Origin of the sequence: Ottowia massiliensis, assembly GCF_900240305.1 — a bacterium.
Lineage (GTDB): Bacteria > Pseudomonadota > Gammaproteobacteria > Burkholderiales > Burkholderiaceae_C > Ottowia > Ottowia massiliensis.
On the sequence record NZ_LT964854.1, the window covers coordinates 152,899 to 174,310 of the forward strand.

Genomic DNA, 21,412 nt, shown 5'->3' on the forward strand with positions numbered 1-21,412 from the left:
AAGAGCAAATTCAAGGGAAAAAAATGCCGTTTCGCGCAGATTTCACTAGGACATCATGCTATGAACAAAAGAGCGCCATGAGGCTGCTTTTTTACCTCTCCTGGAGGGGCCGCGAACGGTTTTTGAGAGAAGCGGGCATGAAAAAAACCGGCTGGCGCATGGCGCGCAGCCGGTTTCCGGAGGCCTGCCGCGTCACTCGCTGGCGGGAGCTGATGCCGCAGCCGGTTGGGCAGGCTGCTCGATGCGCTCGACCTTCGTGCGAATGCCGCCGCCCTTGGCCGGGGTGACGGGCACGGAGCCTGCGGCGCGGCGTGCGCTCCTTTTGCCGCGCACGGCTGTACTGCGGCGAGCGGTTCTCTTTTTGCCTGCCTTGGCGCGCGGGGCGCTGGCTGAAGAGGATTTGTCCCAGGTGTCGATTTCCTTGCCGCAGTCGGGGTCGGCCACGCCAAAGCTCATGGTGGCGCCAGCGCCGAACTTGCGCGGCACGGTGTCGTGCAAGGGCTGCGACATGTCCACGGGCGGGTTGGGCGATTCGGAAATGATTTGGCCTTTGGCGTTGCGCACGATGTAGCAAGAAGCCTGGGCGGAGATGGAGGCCAGGGCGGCAGCGCCTGCAACGAGGGCGATGGCGAAGGCTTTGGATTTTTTCATGCGGGTCTTTCGCGGCTGAACGGGTTGGAGTTACAAAGTTTACAAGAGCGGCATGTTTGCCGCGCCTGCGCTGGCTGTCAAGCGTGGCGGCGCAAAGCGGCCTGGCCCAGGGCGGGCTGATGTGGCGCATAACCCACGCTGGGCTGCCGGAGCTTGCCCGCGCGCCTGCGGTTTGACCGCTGGGCGTTCATGACCAGCATGGCCTGGCTGCTCAGCCAATGCTTGAAGAGGGCATGAAAAAACCGGTGCGAGACCGGTTTTCTTTATGCAGGAAGATGGCTCTTATTCGTCGGCCATCTGGCGCTCGCGTTCAGCTTCAAAGGCTTCGCGCAAGGCGGCCTTCTCAGCGGCGGGCGGCGCGCCGTAGTACACGGGGCGGACCTTGGCGGGTTTGCCGTTCGCAAAGTTGGCATGCAGGCCATAGGCTTTGGTTTCGCCCAGCAGGAAGAAGAAGGTGTTCGGGCAGTTGTGCTGCTCGCATACGGAGCCTTGCCAGTAGCGCTTGCCATTGATGAGGGCTTCTTCAGCGGGCGAGGTGGGGCCTTCGCCTTTGCGGATCCAGGCGGGCGCACCTTTGCGGCTGGCAGTCATGCGTGCCCATGCCTTTTTGGCGGGCTGATCTTCCAGCAGGTTGTAAAGGTAGGGGCCTTCAGGCTCGGCGGCAGCTGGCTCGGCAGCCGGCTCTGGCGCGCTTTGCGTTTGGGCTGGCTGCGCTTCAGGCTGGGGCGCCGGGGCTTTTTCAGCCGATCCGAAGCAGCCCGACAGCAGGGCGATGGCGGCAACGCAGGCCGTGAGGGTGGCGAGGCGGGTTTTCATGAGGTGATGCCTTTCATGAAGTTGAAGAAAGCGCGAGTGTAGGCCGGGCAGGCTGGAAAAAGCTGTTTCGCAGCGGGAGAAAGAGAAACGAATTCAGGCGCAGCAATACGCAAAGGCCCCAAGTTTCATCGGCTCCCAAAGTTTGAGATGGAAAGATATGAGGTTGATGTGTTCGGGAGAAAAACCGCCGCTCTGACGAATCACCCTCTGTGCAGAGCGTGTGCTGCGGCTGACGCTGTTATTCGTCTCCAGAATTCATTCATATGCACGCATGCAGCCGTTTTTTTCCTGATGGGAGATGCCAAACCCTGCGGCTCCGGAGTCTGTTCTCCGCCTGAGCGCAAATGCGGAAAGAACGGGTTAGACGTGGCTGCTCGCAAGCAGGATTGGCGCTTCTTTATTCATAGCGTCATGTCCTGGTGAAACCAGCGCGAAACGGCATTTAAGCTCCTTGAATTCGCTCCTGTTTTTGATGTACCAGGGCGAGCAGCCAAAGCGCCCAGCAAAAATTTCCCAATAAAAGCGAAGATTCGCCCAATAGTCCGCCAGCGCCCGTGAATCGGGAGCTGGCGGCTATTAAAAAAAAAGGAAGCAAAATCGCGCCCTTTTTTGCTTTGCCCTTTTTCATCCACCGCTTCCTGAGCCGACATGAACGACGCCAGCCGCCTTCTTGAAATCACCCCCCGCGCGGGCACGCTGCAAATTGACAACTGGGCTGAGTGGTGGAGCGCGTTTGCCCAGCGCACCACCTGGCTGGATGCGCTGGCGCTGGCCTTGGGCGCTTTGCTGGCCTGGCTGCTGGTGCGCTGGCTGGGCGCGTGGGCTGCCCGCGTGGCCGGGCAGCTGCGGGCCGCGCGCCATGAGGCCGATGGCGCAGGCAGTGGCGCAGCGGGCCAGTCGCGGCTGTCGGTGCTGTTTGGCACGCGGCAGGTTGACGGGGCGCTGTTTCCGCTGTTCTGGCTGGGGCTGACGTATCTGGAGCGCATGGCGCTGCTGCACTGGGTGGGGCACGCGCCGCTGCTGCGGCTGGCGCTGCCCGCGCTGACGGCGCTGCTGCTCATTCGCAGCGTGGCGACGGTGCTGCGGGCGGCGCTGCCGGGCGTGGCGGCGGTGCGGCTGCTGGAGCGCACGGTGTCATGGGCGGCGTGGATCGGCATGCTGCTGTGGGTCAGCGGCGTGCTGCCAGCGGTAATGCGGCAGCTGGACACCATCACCTGGAAGATGGGCGGCACGCAAATGTCGGTGACCGATCTGATTGAGGGCGCGCTCACCGCCGGGGCGCTGATGCTGCTGGCGCTGTGGGCGTCTTCGTATCTGGAAGAGCGCCTGCTGCGCCGGGCCACGGGCGCAACGCTGTCGGTGCGCAAAGCGGTGGCCAAGGCCACGCGGGCATTCATGCTGTTTCTCGGGCTAATGCTGGGGCTTTCGGCCGTGGGCATCGACCTGACGGCGCTGTCGGTGCTGGGCGGCGCCATGGGCGTGGGCATCGGCTTCGGGCTGCAAAAGCTGGCGGCCAGTTACATCAGCGGCTTTCTGGTGCTGGCCGAGCGCAGCCTGCGCATAGGCGATCTGGTGCGCGTGGGCGGCTTTGAAGGCAGCATTGCCGACATTCGCACGCGCTACACCGTGATTCGCGCCACCAACGGCTCCGAAGCGCTGGTGCCCAACGAAACGCTGATGACCAGCACGGTGGAAAACCTGTCGTTTTCAGACTCGCGCCTGAACCAGAGCACCACCATCACCGTGGGCTACGACAGCGACGCCGCCCAGGTGCAGCGCCTGCTGGAGCAGGCCGCACTGCAATGTTCGCGCGTGCTGCGCCAGCCCGCGCCAGCCGCGCTGCTGAACAACTTTGGCGCCGACGGGCTGGAGTTCACCCTGAGCTACTGGCTGGGCGACCCTGAAAACGGCGGCCTGGGCGGCGTGCGCTCGCAAGTGAACCTGGCCATTCTGGATGCCCTGCGCGGCGCAGGCGTAGACATTCCCTACCCGCAGCGGGTGCTGCACATCAACCCGCCCGAAAGCGCCAGTGCTGCCGTTGCCGGCGCTGGCGCCAAACAGGCCCCAGGAGCCGGCCCGCAGACCATCCATGAAGGCGGGCAGGGCACGGCCGCCAGCGCTGAAGCAGGCATGCGCTAATGCGAAGGCAGCGCTTAATTAGCTCCTCTTTCAATAGCATGAGGTCCTAGAACAAAGGGCGCGAAGGCGGTTTTTCTACCCTTCAGATTCGCTCTTGTTTTTAATGAATTGAGCGCTTCTTGGAAAGCCTTGTTCCGAGGAACAGAAGGGTATCCAGGCCGGGCATGCGAAGGAGCGGCTTCTACAATCTGCCGCCTATGTCCAAAGCACTCCTGACCACTGTCTTGCTGGCTGCTGCGCCAGCCTTTGTTTCTGTTTCCGCGCTCGCGCAGGCCGTGGCTGGGCAGGCCGCGCCTGTGGAAGCTGCCGCGCCGCAGCCGGGCGTGAAGGAGAGCGGGCAGCGCGTGGAGCATTTGCGCGTGGAAGACGGCGGCAGCCGCATTGACGAGGTGCGCGTAGGCGGGCAAACGCGCAGCATTTCCGTGCAGCCGAAGGTGACGCAGCTGCCTGCCTATGACGTGCGGCCCGCCCGCCAGGGGCAGCAGCAGGGCGATCGCGTGTGGAAGATTGGCAATTTCTGATCCGCGCGGCGCATGGCTGTCTTTACCCCGGTTCCTGAAACCGATGCCGCGCCGCTGTTCAAGGCGCTGGGCCTGGGCCGCCTCAAAGCGCTGCAGGGCATTGAGGGCGGCATCGAGAACACCAATTTCTTTGCCACGACCGAACTTGATGGCGCAGAGCATGAATGGGTGCTGACGCTGTTCGAGCGGCTGACGCACGCGCAGCTGCCGTTTTATTTGCACCTGATGAAGCACCTGGCGCAGCGCGGCATTCCCGTGCCCGAGCCGCAAGCCAAGCCCGAAGGCATGCGCCGCCGCCCCGGCGAAGACGAGCTGCTGCACACCTTGCGCGGCAAACCGGCGGCCATCGTGAACCGCCTGCGCGGCAAGAGCGTGCTGGCGCCCGCGCCCGCGCACTGCGCCGCCGTGGGCGGCATGCTGGCGCGCATGCATCTGGCCGGGCGCGACTACGGGCGCAGCCAGCCCAATTTGCGCGGCCTGCCCTGGTGGAATGAAACCGTGCCGGTGGTGCTGCCGCATCTGGCCGCAGGCGAAGCTGCGCTGCTGCAAGCCGAGCTGGCGTATCAGAACCACGTGGCCGCCAGCAGCGCCTGGGCTGCTTTGCCGCGCGGGCCGGTGCACGCCGATCTGTTCCGCGACAACGTGATGTTTGACGATGAAGCGGGCGCGCCGGATGCGCCGCGCCTGACGGGCTTTTTCGACTTCTACTTTGCGGGCGTGGACGCCTGGCTGTTCGATTTGGCGGTGACGCTCAACGACTGGGCCACTGATTTGCCCACGGGCGCGCTGGATTTGCCGCGCGCACGCGCGCTGGTGGCGGCCTACCAGGCCGAGCGCGCGCTCACGCAGGCCGAGCGCGATCTGCTACCCGCCATGCTGCGCGCGGGAGCGCTGCGCTTTTGGCTCTCTCGCCTGTGGGACTGGCACTTGCCCCGGCAGGCCAGCTTGCTCAAGCCGCACGATCCCGCGCATTTCGAGCGCGTGCTGCGCCAGCGGCTGGCGCAGCCGCTCACGATGGCGGCGCTTGAATCATGAAACTGCGCATTGCTGCGGCCCGCGAGGGCATTGACTGGCTGCGCAGCGGCGCGCGCGCCTTTGCCCGCCAGCCCGTGGCGCTCATCGGGCTGCCGCTCATGCTGGCGGCGCTGCTGGCTTTTGTGGGCATGCTGCCGCTGGCCGGTCCGCTGCTGGCGCTGGCGCTGCTGCCGGCCGGCACGGTGGGCTTGATGGAGGCCGCACGGCAAGCCATGCAGGGGCGCTTTCCGTCGCCCGCCGTGCTGCTGACGGCGCTGCGCACCGCGCCGCAAGGCGTGCGGCAAATATTGCTGCTGGGCCTGCTGTACGCCCTGTGCGGCGCGGCAGCGGAAGGGCTGGCCTGGCTGCTGCTGGGTGCGCCGCCCGACATGACCGCGCTAGTGAACCTGTCGCAAGAGAAGCTGGCCGACCCTGCCACGCTGGAGCAGGCGCGCGCCGCCATGCGCTACAACCTGGGCCATCTGCTGCTTTTCGCGCCGCTTTCGCTGGCCTTCTGGCATGCCCCGGCGCTCACGCACTGGCACGGCGTGCCGCCCGTCAAAAGCCTGTTTTTCAGCGCGGTGGCCGTGCTGCGCAACTGGCGCGCCTTCACCCTCTATGGCCTGGCGGCAGCGGCCCTGATGGCCAGCGCCACCCTGGCGCTGACCTTGCTGGTGCTGCTGCTGGGCGCGCCCGCGCTGGCGGCGCACGGCGTGGCGCTGCTGGGGCTGGTGATGGCGGCCATCTTCTCCGCCTCGGTGTGGTTCAGCTTCTGCGGCTGCTTCGAGGACGCGCCGCCGGAGCAAGGCTGAGAGCCTGTTGGCGATTTGTTCCCGGGAGCGAAAAACGCGGTCTCGGGCGGTTTGCTGCGTTGCAAGTCTTTGCCTCGCCGGATCACAAGGCAGTCTGTCTGCGGTTTGTGCTTTGTGGCCCATCCCGCTCCGCGCTTAGCCCCTCACGGCCAGATGGCAAACAGGTTCAGGGCACATGGCATGTTTTTGCTCCTCTATCCATAGCAATATGTCCTAGTGCAGACTGCGCAGAACGTACATTCTTGCCCCTTGAATTCGCTCCTCTTTTTGATGCACCCTGGCCGCTGCGTCAGGCCCCGGCGCGAAACCGGTGCGCGGGGCGGACTGTGAACCGGTTCTTACAATCGGCGCATCTCTCACTCCTCTGGAAGCATCCGCATGTCCCTGTTCTCCGCTGTCCAACTGGCTCCGCGCGACCCCATCCTGGGTCTGAACGAGCAATTCGCCGCTGACACCCACCCCGCCAAGGCCAACTTGGGTGTTGGCGTTTACTTTGACGACAACGGCAAGCTGCCCCTGCTGCAATGCGTGCAGGCAGCCGAGCAGGCGCTGATGAGCAAGCAGGCCCCGCGCGGCTATCTGCCCATTGACGGCTTGGCGGCCTATGACAGCGCCGTCAAGGCGCTTGTTTTCGGCGCGCAGGCTCCCGCCGTGCAGGATGGCCGCGTGGCCACCGTGCAAACGCTGGGCGGCACCGGCGCGCTGAAAATCGGGGCGGACTTTCTCAGGCAGCTCACGCCTTCGGCCAAGGTGCTGGTATCCAACCCCAGCTGGGACAACCATAAGGCCCTCTTTTCCCGCGCTGGCTTTGAAGTTGCCGCCTACCGTTATTACGACGCCGCCCGGCGCGGCGTGGACTTTGAGGGCATGCTGGCCGACCTGAACGCCGCCGCCGCAGGCGACATCGTTGTGCTGCACGCCTGCTGCCACAACCCCACGGGCTATGACCTCAGCGCCGCGCAGTGGGATCAGGTCATTGCCGCCGTCAAGGCCAAGGGCCTCACCGCCTTTCTCGATATGGCCTACCAGGGCTTTGGCCAGGGCTTGGCGGAAGACGGCGCCGTCATCGGCAAATTTGCGGCCGCTGGCCTGAGCTTTTTCGTCTCCACTTCTTTCAGCAAGAGCTTCAGTCTCTACGGCGAGCGCGTGGGCGCTCTCTCCGTGGTGTGCGAGAGCAAGGATGAAGCCGCCCGCGTGCTCAGCCAGCTCAAGCTCACCATCCGCACCAACTACAGCAACCCGCCCACGCATGGCGCCGCCGTGGTTTCCGCCGTGCTGAACACCCCCGAATGGCGCGCCTTATGGGAAAAAGAGCTGGGCGAAATGCGCACGCGCATCAAGGCCATGCGCCAGGCGCTGGCCGATGGCCTGAAAGCTGCGGGCGTCACGCAAGACATGAGCTTCATCGTCAATCAAGTTGGCATGTTCAGCTATTCCGGCCTGTCAAAAGAGCAAATGCAGCGCCTGCGCAGCGAATTCGGCGTTTACGGCACCGATTCGGGCCGCCTGTGCGTGGCCGCGCTCAACAGCCGCAATATTGACCATGTTTGCCAGGCTATTGCGGCGGTTATGAAATAGTCATTTTGTCCTCTCGCGGCCTGGCCGCATCCGGCAAAAACGGCGCTGCAAAGCAGCCGTTTGCATTCGGGCATGCGTGTTCCCATGCTCCCGGCATGAAAAAGGCGGCAGGCCAAATGCCTGCCGCCTTCGTGTTTTTCTGAAATGGTCTTCAGGCCATCATTGCAAATCAGCCAATGGTCAGCTGCCCTGGCAGTTTGGCATATTGTTTGTCGCCGACATCGAAGCCATCTGAAATATTAAACAAGCGATAGCATGTGTTGTAATCGTTGCCATTCAGGTTGCGCGCCAGACTGATTGCAAAATCTTCAACCGAAGCAGCTTGCCCGCCCATGGTAACCAGCTCTCGCAAATTCGGGTTGCGCTCGCCAGCTTTCGTGGCTAGATCAAGCAGGGTTTTCATTTCGCTGCTGGTATAAGTCAGCGTAACAGTCTGGCCCGCCTTGACAGGGCCGCTGGTGGCTTTGTTCGCATCTCCCGTTTGCGCAATATTTAGCAGCTGGGCGCTGTTTTCATCTACCTTCACGGTGTAGGAATAACGCCTCTCCGAGACCACTTCCTTGCCGCTGGCATCAAATTTCTGCGTGACGGTCATGGGTACATTGCCCGAATATTGAAGGGTGACCGTGCCTTGTGCCGTACCATCCGGGAATCTCGTGATGACGGTATTGCCAGTATTTTTGGCGCCTTCCAGGCCAAGATTGACCGGTCCCAGCTTGATATCCAGCTTTGATTGCGAACTGAAATCGAGTTTCTCGATGGCCTTTACGCTCGAGATACCCGTTCCATTGTTTTCCGGCATATTGCCGTTGGCAAGAAAGTCGTTATAGGCGGCCTTTCCTTCCGGGGTGGACAGATCGAATTCGGCGGTTTTCAAATGCGCAGTTTCCAGCTTGTCATTGCGCCCCAGCATGATGCTGGCCACTTCAAAATCAATGCCCACGCCGTTATACGCGTTAATGGCCTCTTTCGGGCCTGCCGTCACACGAACCTTGTTGGTATCGGTTTTTTCCACCAGCAGGCTGACGCCGCTTTCATCCGTGATTTTGGTCTGTGTGGCCAAATGCTTGAACGTCGCCTTGAATTCATTGGTGGAATATGAAGAACCGTCCATTTTGACCACGGTTCCGGTCGGCATGGAATCGGGCGAAAACGGGCTGACGGTGCGCGGCGCCGTGCTTTTGGCGGCCTGCTCCGGCATGGACACTTCAAAACTGCTCTTGATGCCGCTGGTATGCCCCGCGCTGAGGCCGACATGGCCACCGCTGGCGCCGCCCTGCAAACTCACGGACACATCGCCAGACGAAGTGAAGGTGGTAACGCCGTTTTTGGTGTTCAGGCCGCTGACCACCGTGGCATTGGTATTCACGCCAAAGCTGATGCCATAGCCCTTTGAAGTTTTGATGCTCTCCGTGAAGCCCGTGCCAGCCGAAACGCTGAATGTGCCTTTGCTGGGGTCCACAGACGCATCCAGGCTGCGTGACGAAGAGGATGAGCTTTCGCTGCCGTCCAGATTCGTGGTCTTGGTGGTGTCCGTCTGTTTGCCGCCAACTGAAACCTTGCCATCGGTATCCCCGCCGACATGGGTGTTGGTCTTGCTGGTTTTTTCTGTTGTGGCGCCGCCCTGCGGCACGCCAGGAGCGGAAGCAGACTGGTCGTCATTCACCGTCACGCTGCCCTTGCCCGGCTGGGCTGCTTTTGACTGTTTTTCGGGAATGTTCAGAACATCGCCCGGATAGAGCGCATCGGGATTGCTGATTTGCGGATTTTTCGCGATGAGGTCCTGCGTGCTCACGCCCTGCTTGCTGGCAATGCCGCCAATCGTGTCGCCATGCTGGACGGTGTAGGTTTTTTGCTCCTGCGGCGGCTGCACTCGCGGCAACAGGCTAGCGATCAAGGGGGCAATGCTCATGGCTGAATCTCCTTTGGGTGGTTGCACAAAAGCGGACTTCCACACTTTAGAAGCTTGTACGTCATAGCGATAGCTGGGGTGATTACCAGTCGGGCAAACACAAGCCCCTGGGTTTTGCGTCTTCCTATACAAAGATACCCCTAGGAAAACACCCCAGCTAGGCAGCAGATATCGCGCTCAATAGACTGGAAGCGCAAGTTCAGCTGGTTTTAAGGCGAATCCAAAGCAAGCCGTCCGGCTGGTATCACCCCCTCCATCTTTGAAAGGTCCTGTTATGGCTTCCGGTATTCATGGCACCAATCTCATTTCCCATACCAAGTTTGTGCCGCCTCCGCCCCCACCTCCGCCACCGCCCCGCAAAGAGGTTGATAACGCCGTGCGCCAGCCAAACTTGCATGCAGGAAAGTCCGATGCGCCCCCGCCAGAGCGCTACGTGCAGCACGAAGTGCAAAAAAACGAAAACCTGACTGAAATCGCCCACCGCTACCAAACCTCCACCCCCATGCTGGAGGCAGCCAATCCGCAGCTGAACAATCCTGATGCGCTGGAAATAGGGCAAAAACTGAATGTGCCTATCGGCGCCAATTACGGAACCGAACCCACGCGCGATGTGCTGGAACCCGGGCAGACGCTGACCGACATGGCGCGCGAACACCCAAACGTGAGCGCACGAGACATCGCCCGCGCCAACCGCTCCAGCGTGCCCAACAGCAACCGCGTGCAGGCTGGCCAAGAACTATGGGTGCCCGCGCAGAAAGATGCTTCACCGCTGGAGCAGAAAGTGCAGGCCACCGACCAGGCCCAGGCTTCGCTGGACCATGCCCAGCAGCGCTATGACTCGCTGCCGCCTGACGCCCACCCTGCTGTCCGTGAAGACGCACACCGCAGCGTGCAAACGGCGCAAGGCAATCTAAACCAGGCTGTGCGCGAAGAGCTGGACCTGCGCGCCAAAAACGCCACCCCGCCAGAAGGCGCCTGGAGTAATGATGAAGAACGCTACGCCGCTGCTGGCGCACAGCTGAAGGAACGCTATCAGGCTGACGCAGGCGCCACCAAGCAGCTGGACACGGCTTTGCAAACCCTGGCAAATGAACGCTATCGCGCCAGCCCCGCAGGCCAGGCGGAAGAAATCGTCACTCAGGCCACGGCGGCAGGCAAGTCGCCAGAGCAGCAAATGCAGGAGCTGTCCAAACGCTTGGCAGATGCACCGCCCGAAGTCAAGTCAGCCGTGGCAGCCAGCCCGAAGGGCCAGCAAATGTTGCAGGACGCAGCCACCTGGGCGACAGAACCGCTGGCAGGCGGTGATGCCCAGCAGGCTGAACGCGACCACGGCACCCCTTTGGCCGCAGGCATCCAAAGCGCAGAGCGCCTGGAGCAAGTCACAAGAGGCCTGCCGCCTGACATGGCCGCGCAGCTCACGGGCAAGGCCATGCCCACGATCGAAGCCTTCAGTGGCAGCTTCAAGGAACATTACCCCACGCTGAACTCGCCTTTCACAGACGATGGCTTCCAGAACCTGATGAAGGCAATGGACCGCGGTATCGATACCCCGCAGGGCCAGATCAACATGCAAAAACTGGCTGCGCAGGACGTATGGGACCGCACGGCCATGCATCAGCACATTGCGGAAGGAGGCCGTCCCGCCTACGCGCTTGAATGGGCCAAGCAGCAAGGCGTGGATATTGACGCCGTAAAGCAGGACATCCGTTCTGCCATGAAAACGTATGCCAGCAGCATTGACCAGACAGGCAAGGCATACGCCGAACACATGAGCGAGCTGGGCTGGCTGGTGGCCAATCATGGCGGCGCCATGACGCCTGAGCAGCTTGAGCAGGCCATTGCCCAATACGCCAAAGAAAAAGGCCCTGAATGGGAAGCCAAGGGCAATGAGCTGAAAGCCCGCCTGGTCGCGCATGGCGAAAAACTGGCAGGACAGATCGCCGATCTGGACCCGGAAGGCGGCAGCGCGGAAATCGCCAAGGAAATCCTCAGCAATCCTTCGGCGCAGCTGGCGTTCAGCTCCGCCGTGCAGTCAAACCCGGAACTTCTGGCTGGCGCGCAGGGCGAGAAAGTCGCCAACTTCTTCTCCAATCCGGGCGTGCAGGCCAAGCTGGGCGATCAGGGGCGCAAGCTGGTTAATGAACTGGCCTCGGCCTATGCCAAGGGCGTCGTTTTGGACAAGATTGGCAAGCTGGACCCTAGCGATGCCGCCAGCGTGGCCAGCGCCAAACAAGCGCTGACCGGTCTGAAAGACTCACGCTTTGCCAAACTGCTGGGGCTTTCGCCCTCGCAGATGGACGAAGTCGTCTCGGCGCTGGAAAACACCATTCCCAAGGCAGGCGAATCGGCTGATGACATCGCAAAGCGCACGAGCGCGCTGGATACCAAGCTCAATGGCATCAAGGGGCTGAATGGTTCCACGGCAGCCGGGCGGCTGATACGCGGGCTGGGCATAGCGCTTTCTGGCGTGAGCTTCCTGGCTTCCACAGGCAAGGCCATCAATGACCCCACCGTCAAAAATGGCCTGCAAGCCATCGTGGGCGCTGCTGGTCTGGGCCAGCGCGGCAGTGAGCTTCTGGTGGCCATAGGCAAGGTGGATGCCGACTCCGCTTTGGGTAAGCTGGGTGGCAAAACTGCAGGCAAGGTGGTGGGTGCTTTAGGCGCCGCCCTTGACGCCTGGAGCATGGGCGAATCGTTTGCCTCTGGCGATATTCCTTCCGGCGTGCTGTACGGCACTAGCGCCGCAGGCGGCCTGATGGCCACTTTTGGCGCAGGCAGCATGGCCGGCCCCATCGGCATCGGACTGGTGGTGGTCTCCGTGATTGGCCTTGGCATATGGAACTCCGTGAAGGAAGCCAACAAGCACGAACCCGGCAGTGACGGCGGCGCATCTTTGCGGTTCCTGCAAAACGCAGGCATTTCCGAAGCAGCGGCCCAGGAACTGGTCAATCAGAACGGAAAGGGACACAGCCCAGTGCCGCTGCTGCTGCGTTATGCCGAACACAAGGGCTTGGACATGCAAAAACCGGAAGACCAGAAAAAGTTCGTTGACTGGCTCAACCACATGCCTCATGACAAGCTGGTCAATTTGCGTGACCGCCTGCACCAAACGCTTGACTACAACGACGGAAACATGGAGAAATTCCCGGCGGCCAAGGAGGGCGACGATCGCTGGAAGCCCGTCCAGAAAGTGCCAACGGGAGGCCCTGGTTACGGAACGATGGATGTCAATATGCCCCCCAGCTCCGCCGCGCAAATGGACAAGGTGCTCACCCACCTGGGTCTGCCCGTGCTCACTCCTTGACGGCAAACAAAGTCATCGCACATGTCAGCCACTACCTGTCCCCACTGCGGGCAACCCGCCATGTCTTCATTGAAGAAGCTCGCTCTCGGCTGGGCACGCAGCGTGCCTTGCAAGGCGTGCGGGCTGCGGGTTTCGGTTTCACCTTTGCCTGCCGTGGCAGCCATGCTGCCAAGCATGGCCGTGGTGCTGGCGGTCACATTGCGCTGGGTGCGCGATCCCGCCCTCATGATCATGCTGGGCGTTGTGGCCTTGTCGATTTCTTTTGTGCTGCACCTGTGGGCTGTTCCGCTGATCAGGACGCAACTGACTGATCCACGCGCCGTGGCCAGGGCGCGCGGCCAGGATCAGGGCGATCAGCCGCCTCGCTGAACAGGCGAAACCTCCGCGCTCTGCACGGTCAGCGCCAGCGCGCCGTCGGCCAGCGTGGCCCGCACGGGCTGGCCGGGCTGGGCTTGGGCGGCGCGGGTCAGGGGCAGGCCGCCGCTGGTTTGCAGCAGGGCGTAGCCGCGCGCCAGGGTGTGGCGTGGGTCGAGCAGGTCAAGCCGCAAGGCGGCGCGGGTCAGGCGCTCGCGTTCGGCTTGCAGGGCGCGGGCAGCAGCCAAAGGCCATGCCTGCGCCAGGCTTTGCAGGCGCTGGCGGGCGCTTTGCAGCGCGGGAGCGCTGGCGGTGGGCAGGCGCTGGCAGGCGTGCGCCAGGCGTGCGGTTTCGCGCTCCAGCCGCAGGCGCAGCGCATGCAGCATGCGTTGCTGATGGCGCTCCAGCCGCAGGCGTTCGGCGGCCAAGGCGCTGGCAGGGCGGCCCAGACGCAGCGCCAGGTGATCCAGCCGCTGGCCTTGCGTGTCGATGCGGTGGCGCGCGGCGCGGGCCAGCCGCGCGGCTTGCGTTTGCAAGGCGGCCAGCAAAGTGGCGCGGTCAGGGCAGGCCAGTTCGGCGGCGGCAGTGGGCGTGGGCGCGCGCAGATCGGCCACGAAGTCGGCAATGGTGAAGTCGCTTTCATGCCCTACGCCGCTGATGACGGGGATAGGGCTGGCGGCAATGGCGCGGGCCAATGCTTCGTCGTTGAAAGCCCAGAGGTCTTCAATGGAGCCGCCGCCGCGCACAAGCAAGATGACATCCACGCACGGCTGCCGCTGCTTTTCCGGTGCCGCCGCACGGCGATGCAGCCGGGCCAGTGCATTCATGGCATGGATGAGTTCGGCCGGCGCGCCCGCGCCCTGCACAGCAGCGGGCGAGACGATGACGGGCACGTGCGGCGCGCGGCGGCGCAGGGCCGTGAGCACATCGTGCAAGGCAGCGGCGTGCAATGAAGTGACCACGCCAATGCCGCGCGGCTGCGCGGGCGGCGCCCGTTTGCGGGCAGCGTCAAACAATCCCTCGGCCTGCAAGCGGGCCTTGAGCTGCAAAAACTGCTCAAACAATGCGCCCTGCCCGGCGCGGCGCATGGTCTCTACCACCAGTTGCAAATCGCCCCGCGCCTCATACACGCCCAGGCGGCCGCGCGCCAGCACTTGCTCGCCATCGCGCGGCGCGAAATCCAGCCCGCTGGCCGCGCGGCGGAACATGGCGCAGCGCAGCTGCCCCGTTTCATCTTTCAGCGAGAAGTAGCAATGCCCGCTGGCCGCGCGCGAAAAGCCGGTGATTTCGCCCTGCACCGTCACCGGGTTCAGCCGCGCATCCAGCACCTGCGCGATGGCCTGGCACAGCTGGCCCACGGGCCACACATCGGACTGCGGCAAGGCGGCTTGCAAACCACCCTGCGCAGCAGCGGAAAAACCGGCGCGAACGCTCACTGCCACGGCCACACCTGCCGTTCTTCCACAAAAAGCGCGCTCCCGGGGTAGGCGCGGCGCGCCTCCGCGCAAATGACGATCCGGCGTAGCAACTGCTTGATTTGAAATGATTTTTTCATGCCAAAAATTTCATCGACGCGCCCAAAACCGCATCAAATCAGGCTTTGCAAAGGCTTTTCCACCCGGTTTTTCACAGAGTTGTCCACAGAGCGTGTGGATGAATGCCAGCCAGCCCCCGGCCCGCCGCTTCCGGCCGTGCAACAGGCTGAAACGCGGGTAATGCGTGGGTAATAATTGCCCCTTATCACGCTTCGCAGGCGCTGGCACAGCCGGTTTCTGCTTTTTCATACAGTATTTTTGCAACGGAGAACCGTTTTGCTTTCCATCATACAAGCGGCCGGCTGGCCCATCTGGCCCCTCATCCTGGCATCCATCATCGCGCTGGCGCTGATCATCGAGCGCTTCATCAGCCTCAAGCCTTCGCGCATTTACTCGCCCAGCGTGGTGGATGAAGCCATCAAGGTCTCGCACCGTGGCGTGCCTGGGCCTGACACCGTCAATCAGCTCGCGCAGCATTCCACCGTGGGCGAAGTGCTGGCCGCAGGCTGGCGCGCGCTCAACAGCAACCCGCAATGCAGCCCTGAAGAAATGCGCGCGGCGCTGCAAGCCGCTGGTCGTAGCGCCGCGCACAAGCTGGAGCGCTTCTTGCCCGCGCTGGCCACCATCGCCTCGGCCGCGCCGCTGCTGGGCTTGCTGGGCACCGTGATCGGCATGATTGAAATCTTCGGCTCGCAAGCGCCTGCCGGCTCGCTTGCGGGCGGCAACCCGGCCAAGCTGGCGCACGGCATTTCGGTGGCGCTCTACAACACGGCCTTTGGCCTCATCGTCGCCATTCCAGCCCTCATCTTCTGGCGCTACTTCCGCGCCCGGGTTGATGGCTACGTGCTCGCGCTGGAGCTGGCCGCCGAGCGCTTCTCCCACCATCTGGAGCCGCTTTGCAAAGGCAGCAAGCGATGAAATTCAACCCCCGCCCCCACGCCGATCCGGAGATCAACCTCATCCCCTTCATCGACGTGCTGCTGGTCATCCTCATCTTCCTGATGCTGACCACCACCTACAGCAAATTCACCGAGCTGCAACTGAACCTGCCCTCGGCCAGCGCCGACGCCTCGCAGACACGGCCGAAGGAAGTCGTTGTCTCCGTCGCCGCCGATGGCCGCTACATGATTGCCGGCCAGGAGCTGCCCGCCCGCGACACCGACACCGTGGCCGCAGCCCTCAGCCGCGCCGCCAGCGCGGCGGGCCAAGGCAGCGTCATCGTCATCAGCGCAGACGCACAGGCCAGCCACCAGTCCGTCATCACCGTAATGGAAGCCGCCCGCCGCCAGGGCCTGACGCAGCTGACCTTTGCCGCGCAAACCGGCGGGCAATAGCCGCCAGGCCGCCCAGATGGCAGGCGGCCGCAGCACCGAACGGCTTTTGCACGACTTTTCCGCCCAGCTTCACTGCCGCCTTGCACCAGCGCTTTGGCCTGCCGCCTTCACGATGCAAGCGCGGCGGGTGAGAAGGAACCGCGCCATCAAGCTTTGGCAGACATGGCCTTATTGGCTTTAATTGGAAAGAAGTTTTCCAATTGCGCGTTTCCAAAACAGGCCATGAAATAAGAAAGGCAATGGCAAAAAAGGCGATGGCCGCAATCGTGCTGGCAGCCGCGCTTTTGCCAGGCTGCGGCGTTTTCAGCCACAAGCTGGCGCGGCCCATCGTTCATCACGCGCAAGGGCAATGGACGCATGAAAACACCGCCATTTACGGCAGCGTTTCCAGCTTCCGCGTGCGCCGTATGCAGGCTCGGATGAAACTTATGAATTTCTCTATATCCACAGCCAACCAGCCGACGGCGCCTGCTTCTGCCAAATCATTCCCAAAATGCTGGTGGCAGACTTTTTCAGCAGTCCGCCCGTCAAAGGTCCGTTCAGCCCAGGCCAATGCATTGGCGGTGCGGCCAGATAACGCGCTTTCGCCGGATTTCATTCTGCGTCTTGCAGCCCATTCAATCCGCCGCCCTCCCACAAGCAGATTTCAAGCAGGCTCCACGGTATCTTTTCGCTCTACTATCAATAGCAAGATGTCCTAGTAGAACGGGCGCAGAAGGGTATTTTTGCTCCATTGGATTTGCTTCTGTTTTTGATGCTGCAAGCTGTCGTGCAGTTGCTCGGTCAGCGCCGGGCCGCGTGAAGCAGTTGGCGCAGGTGAAGGCGATGACGGCGGCGCGCGCAGCACGAACCAAGCGGGCGTAAAGCTGTTCACGGAGAAGAAAAAGCAGCGGCAATCCAGGCATGGCCGTTTGCGCGCGAGGGCGGCAAAGACGCGAGCGTCTTGACATCCAGGATTGATTTGCGCTGGCTCTCTGCTGAAGCGGCAGCGTGGGAAGGGGGCGAAAAGGGGAACGCTGTGGGGGACGCGAAAGGGAGAAGCGAAGCTTCTTGCTCCACCTTTTTGCTCCTTGTTTGATAGCGAAAACTCCCCGTATTTATTGCGACAAGGGCTGTTTTCATGCCCTTGAATCTGCTTCTGTTTTCATGAACACGCCCACGGCCTGGCCGCCTGCGGCGGACTGGCCACTCAAACCGTCTGTGCCGTTCGGTCTGCCGCTGGCTAGGCACACGCTGGAGCGACGGCTGGACTGGATGGATCGCGCGCGAGGAAGGCATTTACCGGCTGGGGGCTGCTTTGGCCTGCCCCGTGGCTGATGAAGCGTGCAATGCCGTCAGCGCCCCGGTCTGGCGCTTGCTGACCAGCGGCCCGCGCGGCGTCCGCCTGCCAGCGGGTGAGCCAAAGCCAATCACCACCCGCCATCCCGCGCCTTCAGGCGATGCGGCCCCGCCGCGCCTGGCGTTCGCTGTTTGACATTCCGCCGTTGGCTCACTGTGCAACGCCGCCCCGGGCCTGCTGGAGCAATCCGCCAACGGCATGGAGGACCTGACGAACAACAACCGCAGCCAACACGTGCGGCAAGCGCGTGGCCTGCCCGTGATCGCACGCTGAATACGCCAGCGGCCACGGCTACTACGCCTGGAGTGAGGAAGTGCCGCCAGTCTGCAAAGCCTGCTGGCGGCAGATGAAGCGGCGGGCCGCGAGGCGCGCCATGATCCGCCCGTTTTTCCGTCTGTTTTCCACCGGCGCATTCAGGCACGCCTCGCATCAAAAATAGAAGCAAATTCAAGCCATTAAAAATGCCATCAGCGCTGATTCCACTAAGACCCCCCGCTATCAAAGCAGAAACAAATTCATGCCCCTGACACGAGGCAGCTTGTCTGCTTGTGCACGGTGCCATCGCTTTGCCACGCCATTGCCCTTTCATCGCCTCGTCCGCCCGTCCGCACGCGGCATGCGGACAGTTCTTTATTCACTGTCCGAGGAGTTTTGAGCGTGATGAAAACCCAAGCCATCCAGGGGCCGTCGCAGAACCCAGGCCCCGCTGCCCGCCGCCGCAGGGGCCGCTTTCGTGCCAGGCGCGCCGCAGGCCTCGCTCGATGAGGAGGATGCGCCTGCCCAATGGGGTGACAACGCCAGCACCTTCCGCGTGCCCGCTTTTCGCTGATCAACGCCTGGCTCGACCGGAACCCCAACTAGCCCTTTCCCGCCCTGCGCGGCAGCTTCGTGCAGCTGAACGCGCAAAACCTCGCTGGCAGGCGCTACGTGGCTTCCTGCGCTGGCGACTTTTCCCGTTTTCTGGGTCAAGGGCGCCGCGTGACGCTGAGCGCAGGCTACCGGTAGCAAGAGCTGGCAGCAACTGAAAAAAGGGCGGGCGCGTCGGCGCGAACGCGCTTCGCGCGCTGCTCCCTGCCTACATCTACCCAGCGGGATTTCCACGCTGTCCGCAACCGGCTGCGCGGCATGCGCCAGCAGCTTTCAGCCTGCCCGTCAAGGCTTGGCAAAAAAGCGGGCGCAGGCATAATCCGCCCGAAATTTCTTGACCGGCCGCCGCGCAGCAATGCGCGGCGGTTTGCTTTTGGAGGAACCCTCATGGCCACCACCCCCCTGACCAAGCGCGGCGCAGAAAAGCTCAAGGCCGAACTGCACCGCCTCAAAACCAAAGACCGTCCCGAAGTCATCAACGCCATTGCCGAGGCGCGCGCGCAGGGCGATTTGAGCGAAAACGCCGAATACGAAGCCGCCAAGGACCGCCAGGGCTTCATCGAAGGCCGCATCAAGGAAGTGGAAGGCAAGCTTGCCAGCGCGCAAATCATCGACCCTGCCGCCATTCACGCCGAAGGCCGCGTGGTCTTCGGCGCAACCGTCGAGCTGCAAGACGAAGCCACGGGCGAAACCGTCAAATACCAAATCGTGGGCGAAGACGAGGCCGATCTCAAACAGGGCCTCATCAACATCTCCAGCCCCATCGCGCGCGCCCTCATTGGCAAGGAAGAAGGTGACAGCGCCGAAGTGCAGGCCCCTGGCGGCCTCAAGCACTACGAGATCATCAGCGTTGCCTACATCTGAGTCGTCTGTTCTGAAACACACATGCCCAGCGTTCTCAGTGCTTTCGCCAGCGCCCTGAGCGCGCGCCTGCCCTTGATGGCCGCCGCCTTGTGGTGGAGCAGCGGCATCTGCCTGGGCTTCGTCGCCGTGCCGCTGGTGTTCCAGCACGCGGGCAGCGTGGCGCTGGCCGCGCGCATCACGCCTCACCTCTTTGCCGCGCAAACCTGGCTGGCATTGGGCTGCGGCGCCGTACTGCTGCTCACGCGCCCCCGCGAGCCGCAGCGGCAAGACACGGCGCTTATCAGCCTGACCGCCTTGGGGATGCTGCTGGCGCTGCTGGTTCAGCACGTTGCCGCCCCGCGCATTGCAGCCCGCATCAACCTGCCGTTGTGGCACACGGCAGGCACACTCCTTTACGCGGGCCAGTGGCTGTGCGCCACTGTCGTGCTGTGGCGGCTGGCACGGCGCTGAGCCAGAATCAAAAACAAGAGCAATTTTGAAGGGTTAAAAAATGGCTTTCGCGCCCTTTCCACTAGGACCCAATGCTCTCATAACAAGAGCAGAAATACGCCACCCTTCTACTCCTGAACTCTTGGGCCGCGCCTGGCTTGGCCAGAAAGAACGCAGACGGGCAGGTCTGCGCTCCTCCTAGAATTCGCCCCTTTCGCACATGGGGTGAGCGCGTGATGCCCGCCCTGCTTCTTCATCCTTCACCCATACCGATTTCCCGATGGCATTGATCGTTCACAAATACGGCGGCACGTCGATGGGCTCGACCGAGCGCATTGCCAACGTTGCCAAGCGCGTGGCCAAGTGGGCGCGCGCCGGCCACCAAATGGTGGTGGTGCCCAGCGCCATGAGCGGCGAAACCAACCGCCTGCTGGGCCTGGCCAAGGAGCTGGCCCCCGAAAAGCTGACCGATGCCTGCCTGCGCGAGATGGACATGCTCGCCTCCACAGGCGAGCAAGTCTCTGTCGGGCTGCTGTCGCTGGCTCTGCAAGCCGAAGGCGTGCCCGCCGTGAGCTACGCCGGCTGGCAAGTGCCCATCAAAACCAGCAACGCCTACACCAAAGCCCGCATTGAAAGCATTGACGAGGAGCGCGTGCGCCGCGACCTGGCAGCGGGCAAGGTGGTCATCATCACCGGCTTTCAGGGCGTGGATGCGGACGGCAACATCACCACGCTGGGCCGTGGCGGCTCTGACACCTCCGCCGTGGCCGTGGCCGCCGCCCTCAAGGCCAGCGAATGCCTGATCTATACCGACGTGGACGGCGTTTACACCACCGATCCGCGTGTGGCCCCCAAGGCCCGGCGCATGCAGACCGTCAGCTTTGAAGAAATGCTGGAAATGGCCAGCCTCGGCTCCAAGGTGCTGCAAATCCGCTCGGTTGAATTTGCTGGCAAATACAAAGTGCCCGTGCGCGTGCTCTCCAGCTTCACGCCCTGGGACATCGACATCAACGAAGAGGCCCGCTCCGGCACCCTCATCACTTTCGAGGAAGACGAAAAAATGGAAAAAGCCCTTGTTTCCGGCATAGCCTTCAGCCGCGATGAAGCCAAGATTTCGGTGCTGGGCGTGCCCGACAAGCCCGGCATCGCCTACCAGATACTGGGCGCGGTAGCGGCGGCCAATATCGAGGTGGACGTGATCATCCAGAACCTGAGCAAGGACGGCAAAACCGATTTTTCCTTCACCGTGCACCGCAATGATTTGGCGCGCGCCGTGGACTTGCTCAAGAGCAAAGTGCTGCCCCAGCTGGGCGAAGCGCAATTGGTGAGCGACACGCACATCTGCAAGGTCAGCATCGTCGGCATCGGCATGCGCAGCCACGTGGGCGTGGCCGCCAAGATGTTCCAGACGCTCAGCGAAGAAGGCATCAACATCCAGATGATTTCCACCAGCGAGATCAAAACCTCCGTGGTCATCGACGAAAAGTACATGGAGCTGGCCGTGCGCGCGCTGCACCGCGCCTTCGGCCTGGACCAAACGGCATCCTCGCCGGCCTGACGCCGTAAACGGCCGAAAGCGCCCTTTTCTCTGCTAGAATCTGCCGCTTACCTAGGAGACGTGACCGAGTGGCCGAAGGTGCTCCCCTGCTAAGGGAGTATGGGGTGTAGAGCCTCATCGAGGGTTCGAATCCCTCCGTCTCCGCCAAGATTGACCCTAAGTGATTGATTCACTTAGGGTTTTTCTTTTGTGACCCATCTTCCCGCCCAAAAATCTGCCCAAAGCTGACCCGGTAGGGCTTGCAATTGATTGCAGCGGGGATCGCAGGGCTTCAGGCTGTTGCGCTTGGCACGAGCCTATAGCCGGGATCGCGTAGAAATGTGCGGCAGAATCTGGGAAAATCACGTCACCCATTCAATGGGTAGAAAGCGAGGTTGACTTGTTG

The 21,412-nt window shown here is 62.6% G+C and carries 21 protein-coding genes and 1 tRNA gene; 13 read left to right on the top strand and 9 right to left on the bottom strand.

What is annotated here, in order from left to right:
* Positions 1–192 precede the first annotated feature (192 nt).
* The 3 genes from C1720_RS00645 to C1720_RS12625 all read right to left on the bottom strand — a co-directional run bounded on the left by C1720_RS00645 (position 193) and on the right by C1720_RS12625 (position 2,117).
* A complete protein-coding gene (locus C1720_RS00645; protein ID WP_102282874.1) occupies positions 193–651 on the bottom strand; it encodes a hypothetical protein in 459 nt (152 codons plus the stop codon).
* Between the two features lie 282 nt (positions 652–933).
* Positions 934–1,467, bottom strand: a complete 534-nt coding sequence (locus tag C1720_RS00650; protein WP_102282875.1) for an Ivy family c-type lysozyme inhibitor — start codon at positions 1,465–1,467, stop codon at positions 934–936.
* A gap of 401 nt (positions 1,468–1,868) precedes the next feature.
* Positions 1,869–2,117 carry a hypothetical protein gene (locus C1720_RS12625; protein ID WP_146006790.1) on the bottom strand — a complete coding sequence of 83 codons (249 nt, stop codon included), beginning with the start codon at positions 2,115–2,117 and terminating at the stop codon, positions 1,869–1,871.
* On the opposite strand from C1720_RS12625, the gene C1720_RS00655 reads away from it, so the two are divergent.
* From C1720_RS00655 to C1720_RS00675, 5 genes are all read left to right on the top strand, one after another.
* Complete coding sequence (locus tag C1720_RS00655) at positions 2,116–3,606, top strand: mechanosensitive ion channel family protein (protein ID WP_102282876.1); 1,491 nt, start codon at positions 2,116–2,118, stop codon at positions 3,604–3,606. The two genes, C1720_RS12625 and C1720_RS00655, sit on opposite strands and share 2 nt — an antisense overlap.
* Positions 3,607–3,803: 197 nt before the next feature.
* Positions 3,804–4,127, top strand: a complete 324-nt coding sequence (locus tag C1720_RS13925) for a hypothetical protein (protein ID WP_050716012.1) — start codon at positions 3,804–3,806, stop codon at positions 4,125–4,127.
* Positions 4,128–4,139: 12 nt separating this feature from the next.
* Entirely contained in the window at positions 4,140–5,162 is a 1,023-nt protein-coding gene (locus C1720_RS00665; RefSeq protein WP_102282877.1) for a homoserine kinase, read from the top strand.
* Positions 5,159–5,953 carry a BPSS1780 family membrane protein gene (locus C1720_RS00670; RefSeq protein WP_102282878.1) on the top strand — a complete coding sequence of 265 codons (795 nt, stop codon included), beginning with the start codon at positions 5,159–5,161 and terminating at the stop codon, positions 5,951–5,953. The genes C1720_RS00665 and C1720_RS00670 overlap by 4 nt, the downstream gene beginning before the upstream one ends.
* Before the next feature lie 378 nt (positions 5,954–6,331).
* The gene (locus tag C1720_RS00675) at positions 6,332–7,531 is read left to right on the top strand and encodes an amino acid aminotransferase (protein WP_102282879.1); all 1,200 of its coding nucleotides are present in this window, start codon (positions 6,332–6,334) and stop codon (positions 7,529–7,531) included.
* A gap of 169 nt (positions 7,532–7,700) precedes the next feature.
* Here the strand turns inward: C1720_RS00675 and C1720_RS00680 are convergent, their stop codons facing one another.
* Entirely contained in the window at positions 7,701–9,443 is a 1,743-nt protein-coding gene (locus tag C1720_RS00680) for a LysM peptidoglycan-binding domain-containing protein (RefSeq protein WP_102282880.1), read from the bottom strand.
* Between the two features lie 376 nt (positions 9,444–9,819).
* On the opposite strand from C1720_RS00680, the gene C1720_RS00685 reads away from it, so the two are divergent.
* A complete protein-coding gene (locus C1720_RS00685; RefSeq protein ID WP_158241598.1) occupies positions 9,820–12,747 on the top strand; it encodes a LysM peptidoglycan-binding domain-containing protein in 2,928 nt (975 codons plus the stop codon).
* Positions 12,748–12,900: 153 nt separating this feature from the next.
* Positions 12,901–13,116 carry a hypothetical protein gene (locus C1720_RS00690; RefSeq protein WP_146006791.1) on the top strand — a complete coding sequence of 72 codons (216 nt, stop codon included), beginning with the start codon at positions 12,901–12,903 and terminating at the stop codon, positions 13,114–13,116.
* Here C1720_RS00690 and xseA read toward each other — a convergent pair.
* Together xseA and C1720_RS14375 are read right to left on the bottom strand one after the other, a co-directional pair.
* Complete coding sequence (gene xseA / locus C1720_RS00695; RefSeq protein ID WP_369406075.1) at positions 13,101–14,495, bottom strand: exodeoxyribonuclease VII large subunit; 1,395 nt, start codon at positions 14,493–14,495, stop codon at positions 13,101–13,103. The two genes, C1720_RS00690 and xseA, sit on opposite strands and share 16 nt — an antisense overlap.
* A 38-nt stretch (positions 14,496–14,533) precedes the next feature.
* Positions 14,534–14,656, bottom strand: a complete 123-nt coding sequence (locus C1720_RS14375) for a hypothetical protein (RefSeq protein WP_255397726.1) — start codon at positions 14,654–14,656, stop codon at positions 14,534–14,536.
* A 256-nt stretch (positions 14,657–14,912) separates the two neighbouring features.
* On the opposite strand from C1720_RS14375, the gene C1720_RS00700 reads away from it, so the two are divergent.
* A complete protein-coding gene (locus C1720_RS00700; protein WP_102282882.1) occupies positions 14,913–15,554 on the top strand; it encodes a MotA/TolQ/ExbB proton channel family protein in 642 nt (213 codons plus the stop codon).
* Positions 15,551–15,970: an ExbD/TolR family protein gene (locus C1720_RS00705; RefSeq protein WP_050716004.1), complete on the top strand. Its 420-nt coding sequence runs from the start codon at positions 15,551–15,553 to the stop codon at positions 15,968–15,970. Before C1720_RS00700 ends, C1720_RS00705 begins: the two co-directional genes overlap by 4 nt.
* Before the next feature lie 146 nt (positions 15,971–16,116).
* On the opposite strand, the gene C1720_RS00710 is transcribed toward C1720_RS00705, so the two are convergent.
* From C1720_RS00710 to C1720_RS13550, 3 genes are all read right to left on the bottom strand, one after another.
* On the bottom strand, positions 16,117–16,329 hold the full coding sequence (locus C1720_RS00710; protein ID WP_146006792.1) for a hypothetical protein: 213 nt from the start codon (positions 16,327–16,329) through the stop codon (positions 16,117–16,119).
* A gap of 14 nt (positions 16,330–16,343) precedes the next feature.
* A complete protein-coding gene (locus C1720_RS12630) occupies positions 16,344–16,568 on the bottom strand; it encodes a hypothetical protein (protein ID WP_146006793.1) in 225 nt (74 codons plus the stop codon).
* A 272-nt stretch (positions 16,569–16,840) separates the two neighbouring features.
* A complete protein-coding gene (locus tag C1720_RS13550) occupies positions 16,841–17,092 on the bottom strand; it encodes a hypothetical protein (RefSeq protein WP_158241599.1) in 252 nt (83 codons plus the stop codon).
* Between the two features lie 1,471 nt (positions 17,093–18,563).
* Between C1720_RS13550 and greA the strand changes: the two genes are divergently transcribed.
* The 4 genes from greA (at position 18,564) to C1720_RS00730 (ending at position 21,174) form a co-directional block, all read left to right on the top strand.
* Entirely contained in the window at positions 18,564–19,040 is a 477-nt protein-coding gene (gene greA, locus C1720_RS00715; protein WP_050716003.1) for a transcription elongation factor GreA, read from the top strand.
* A 21-nt stretch (positions 19,041–19,061) separates the two neighbouring features.
* On the top strand, positions 19,062–19,490 hold the full coding sequence (locus tag C1720_RS00720; RefSeq protein ID WP_102282884.1) for a DUF4149 domain-containing protein: 429 nt from the start codon (positions 19,062–19,064) through the stop codon (positions 19,488–19,490).
* 259 nt (positions 19,491–19,749) lie between these two features.
* Entirely contained in the window at positions 19,750–21,027 is a 1,278-nt protein-coding gene (locus tag C1720_RS00725; protein ID WP_102282885.1) for an aspartate kinase, read from the top strand.
* Between the two features lie 54 nt (positions 21,028–21,081).
* Positions 21,082–21,174: transfer RNA gene (locus C1720_RS00730), tRNA-Ser, on the top strand.
* Positions 21,175–21,412: the final 238 nt, after the last annotated feature.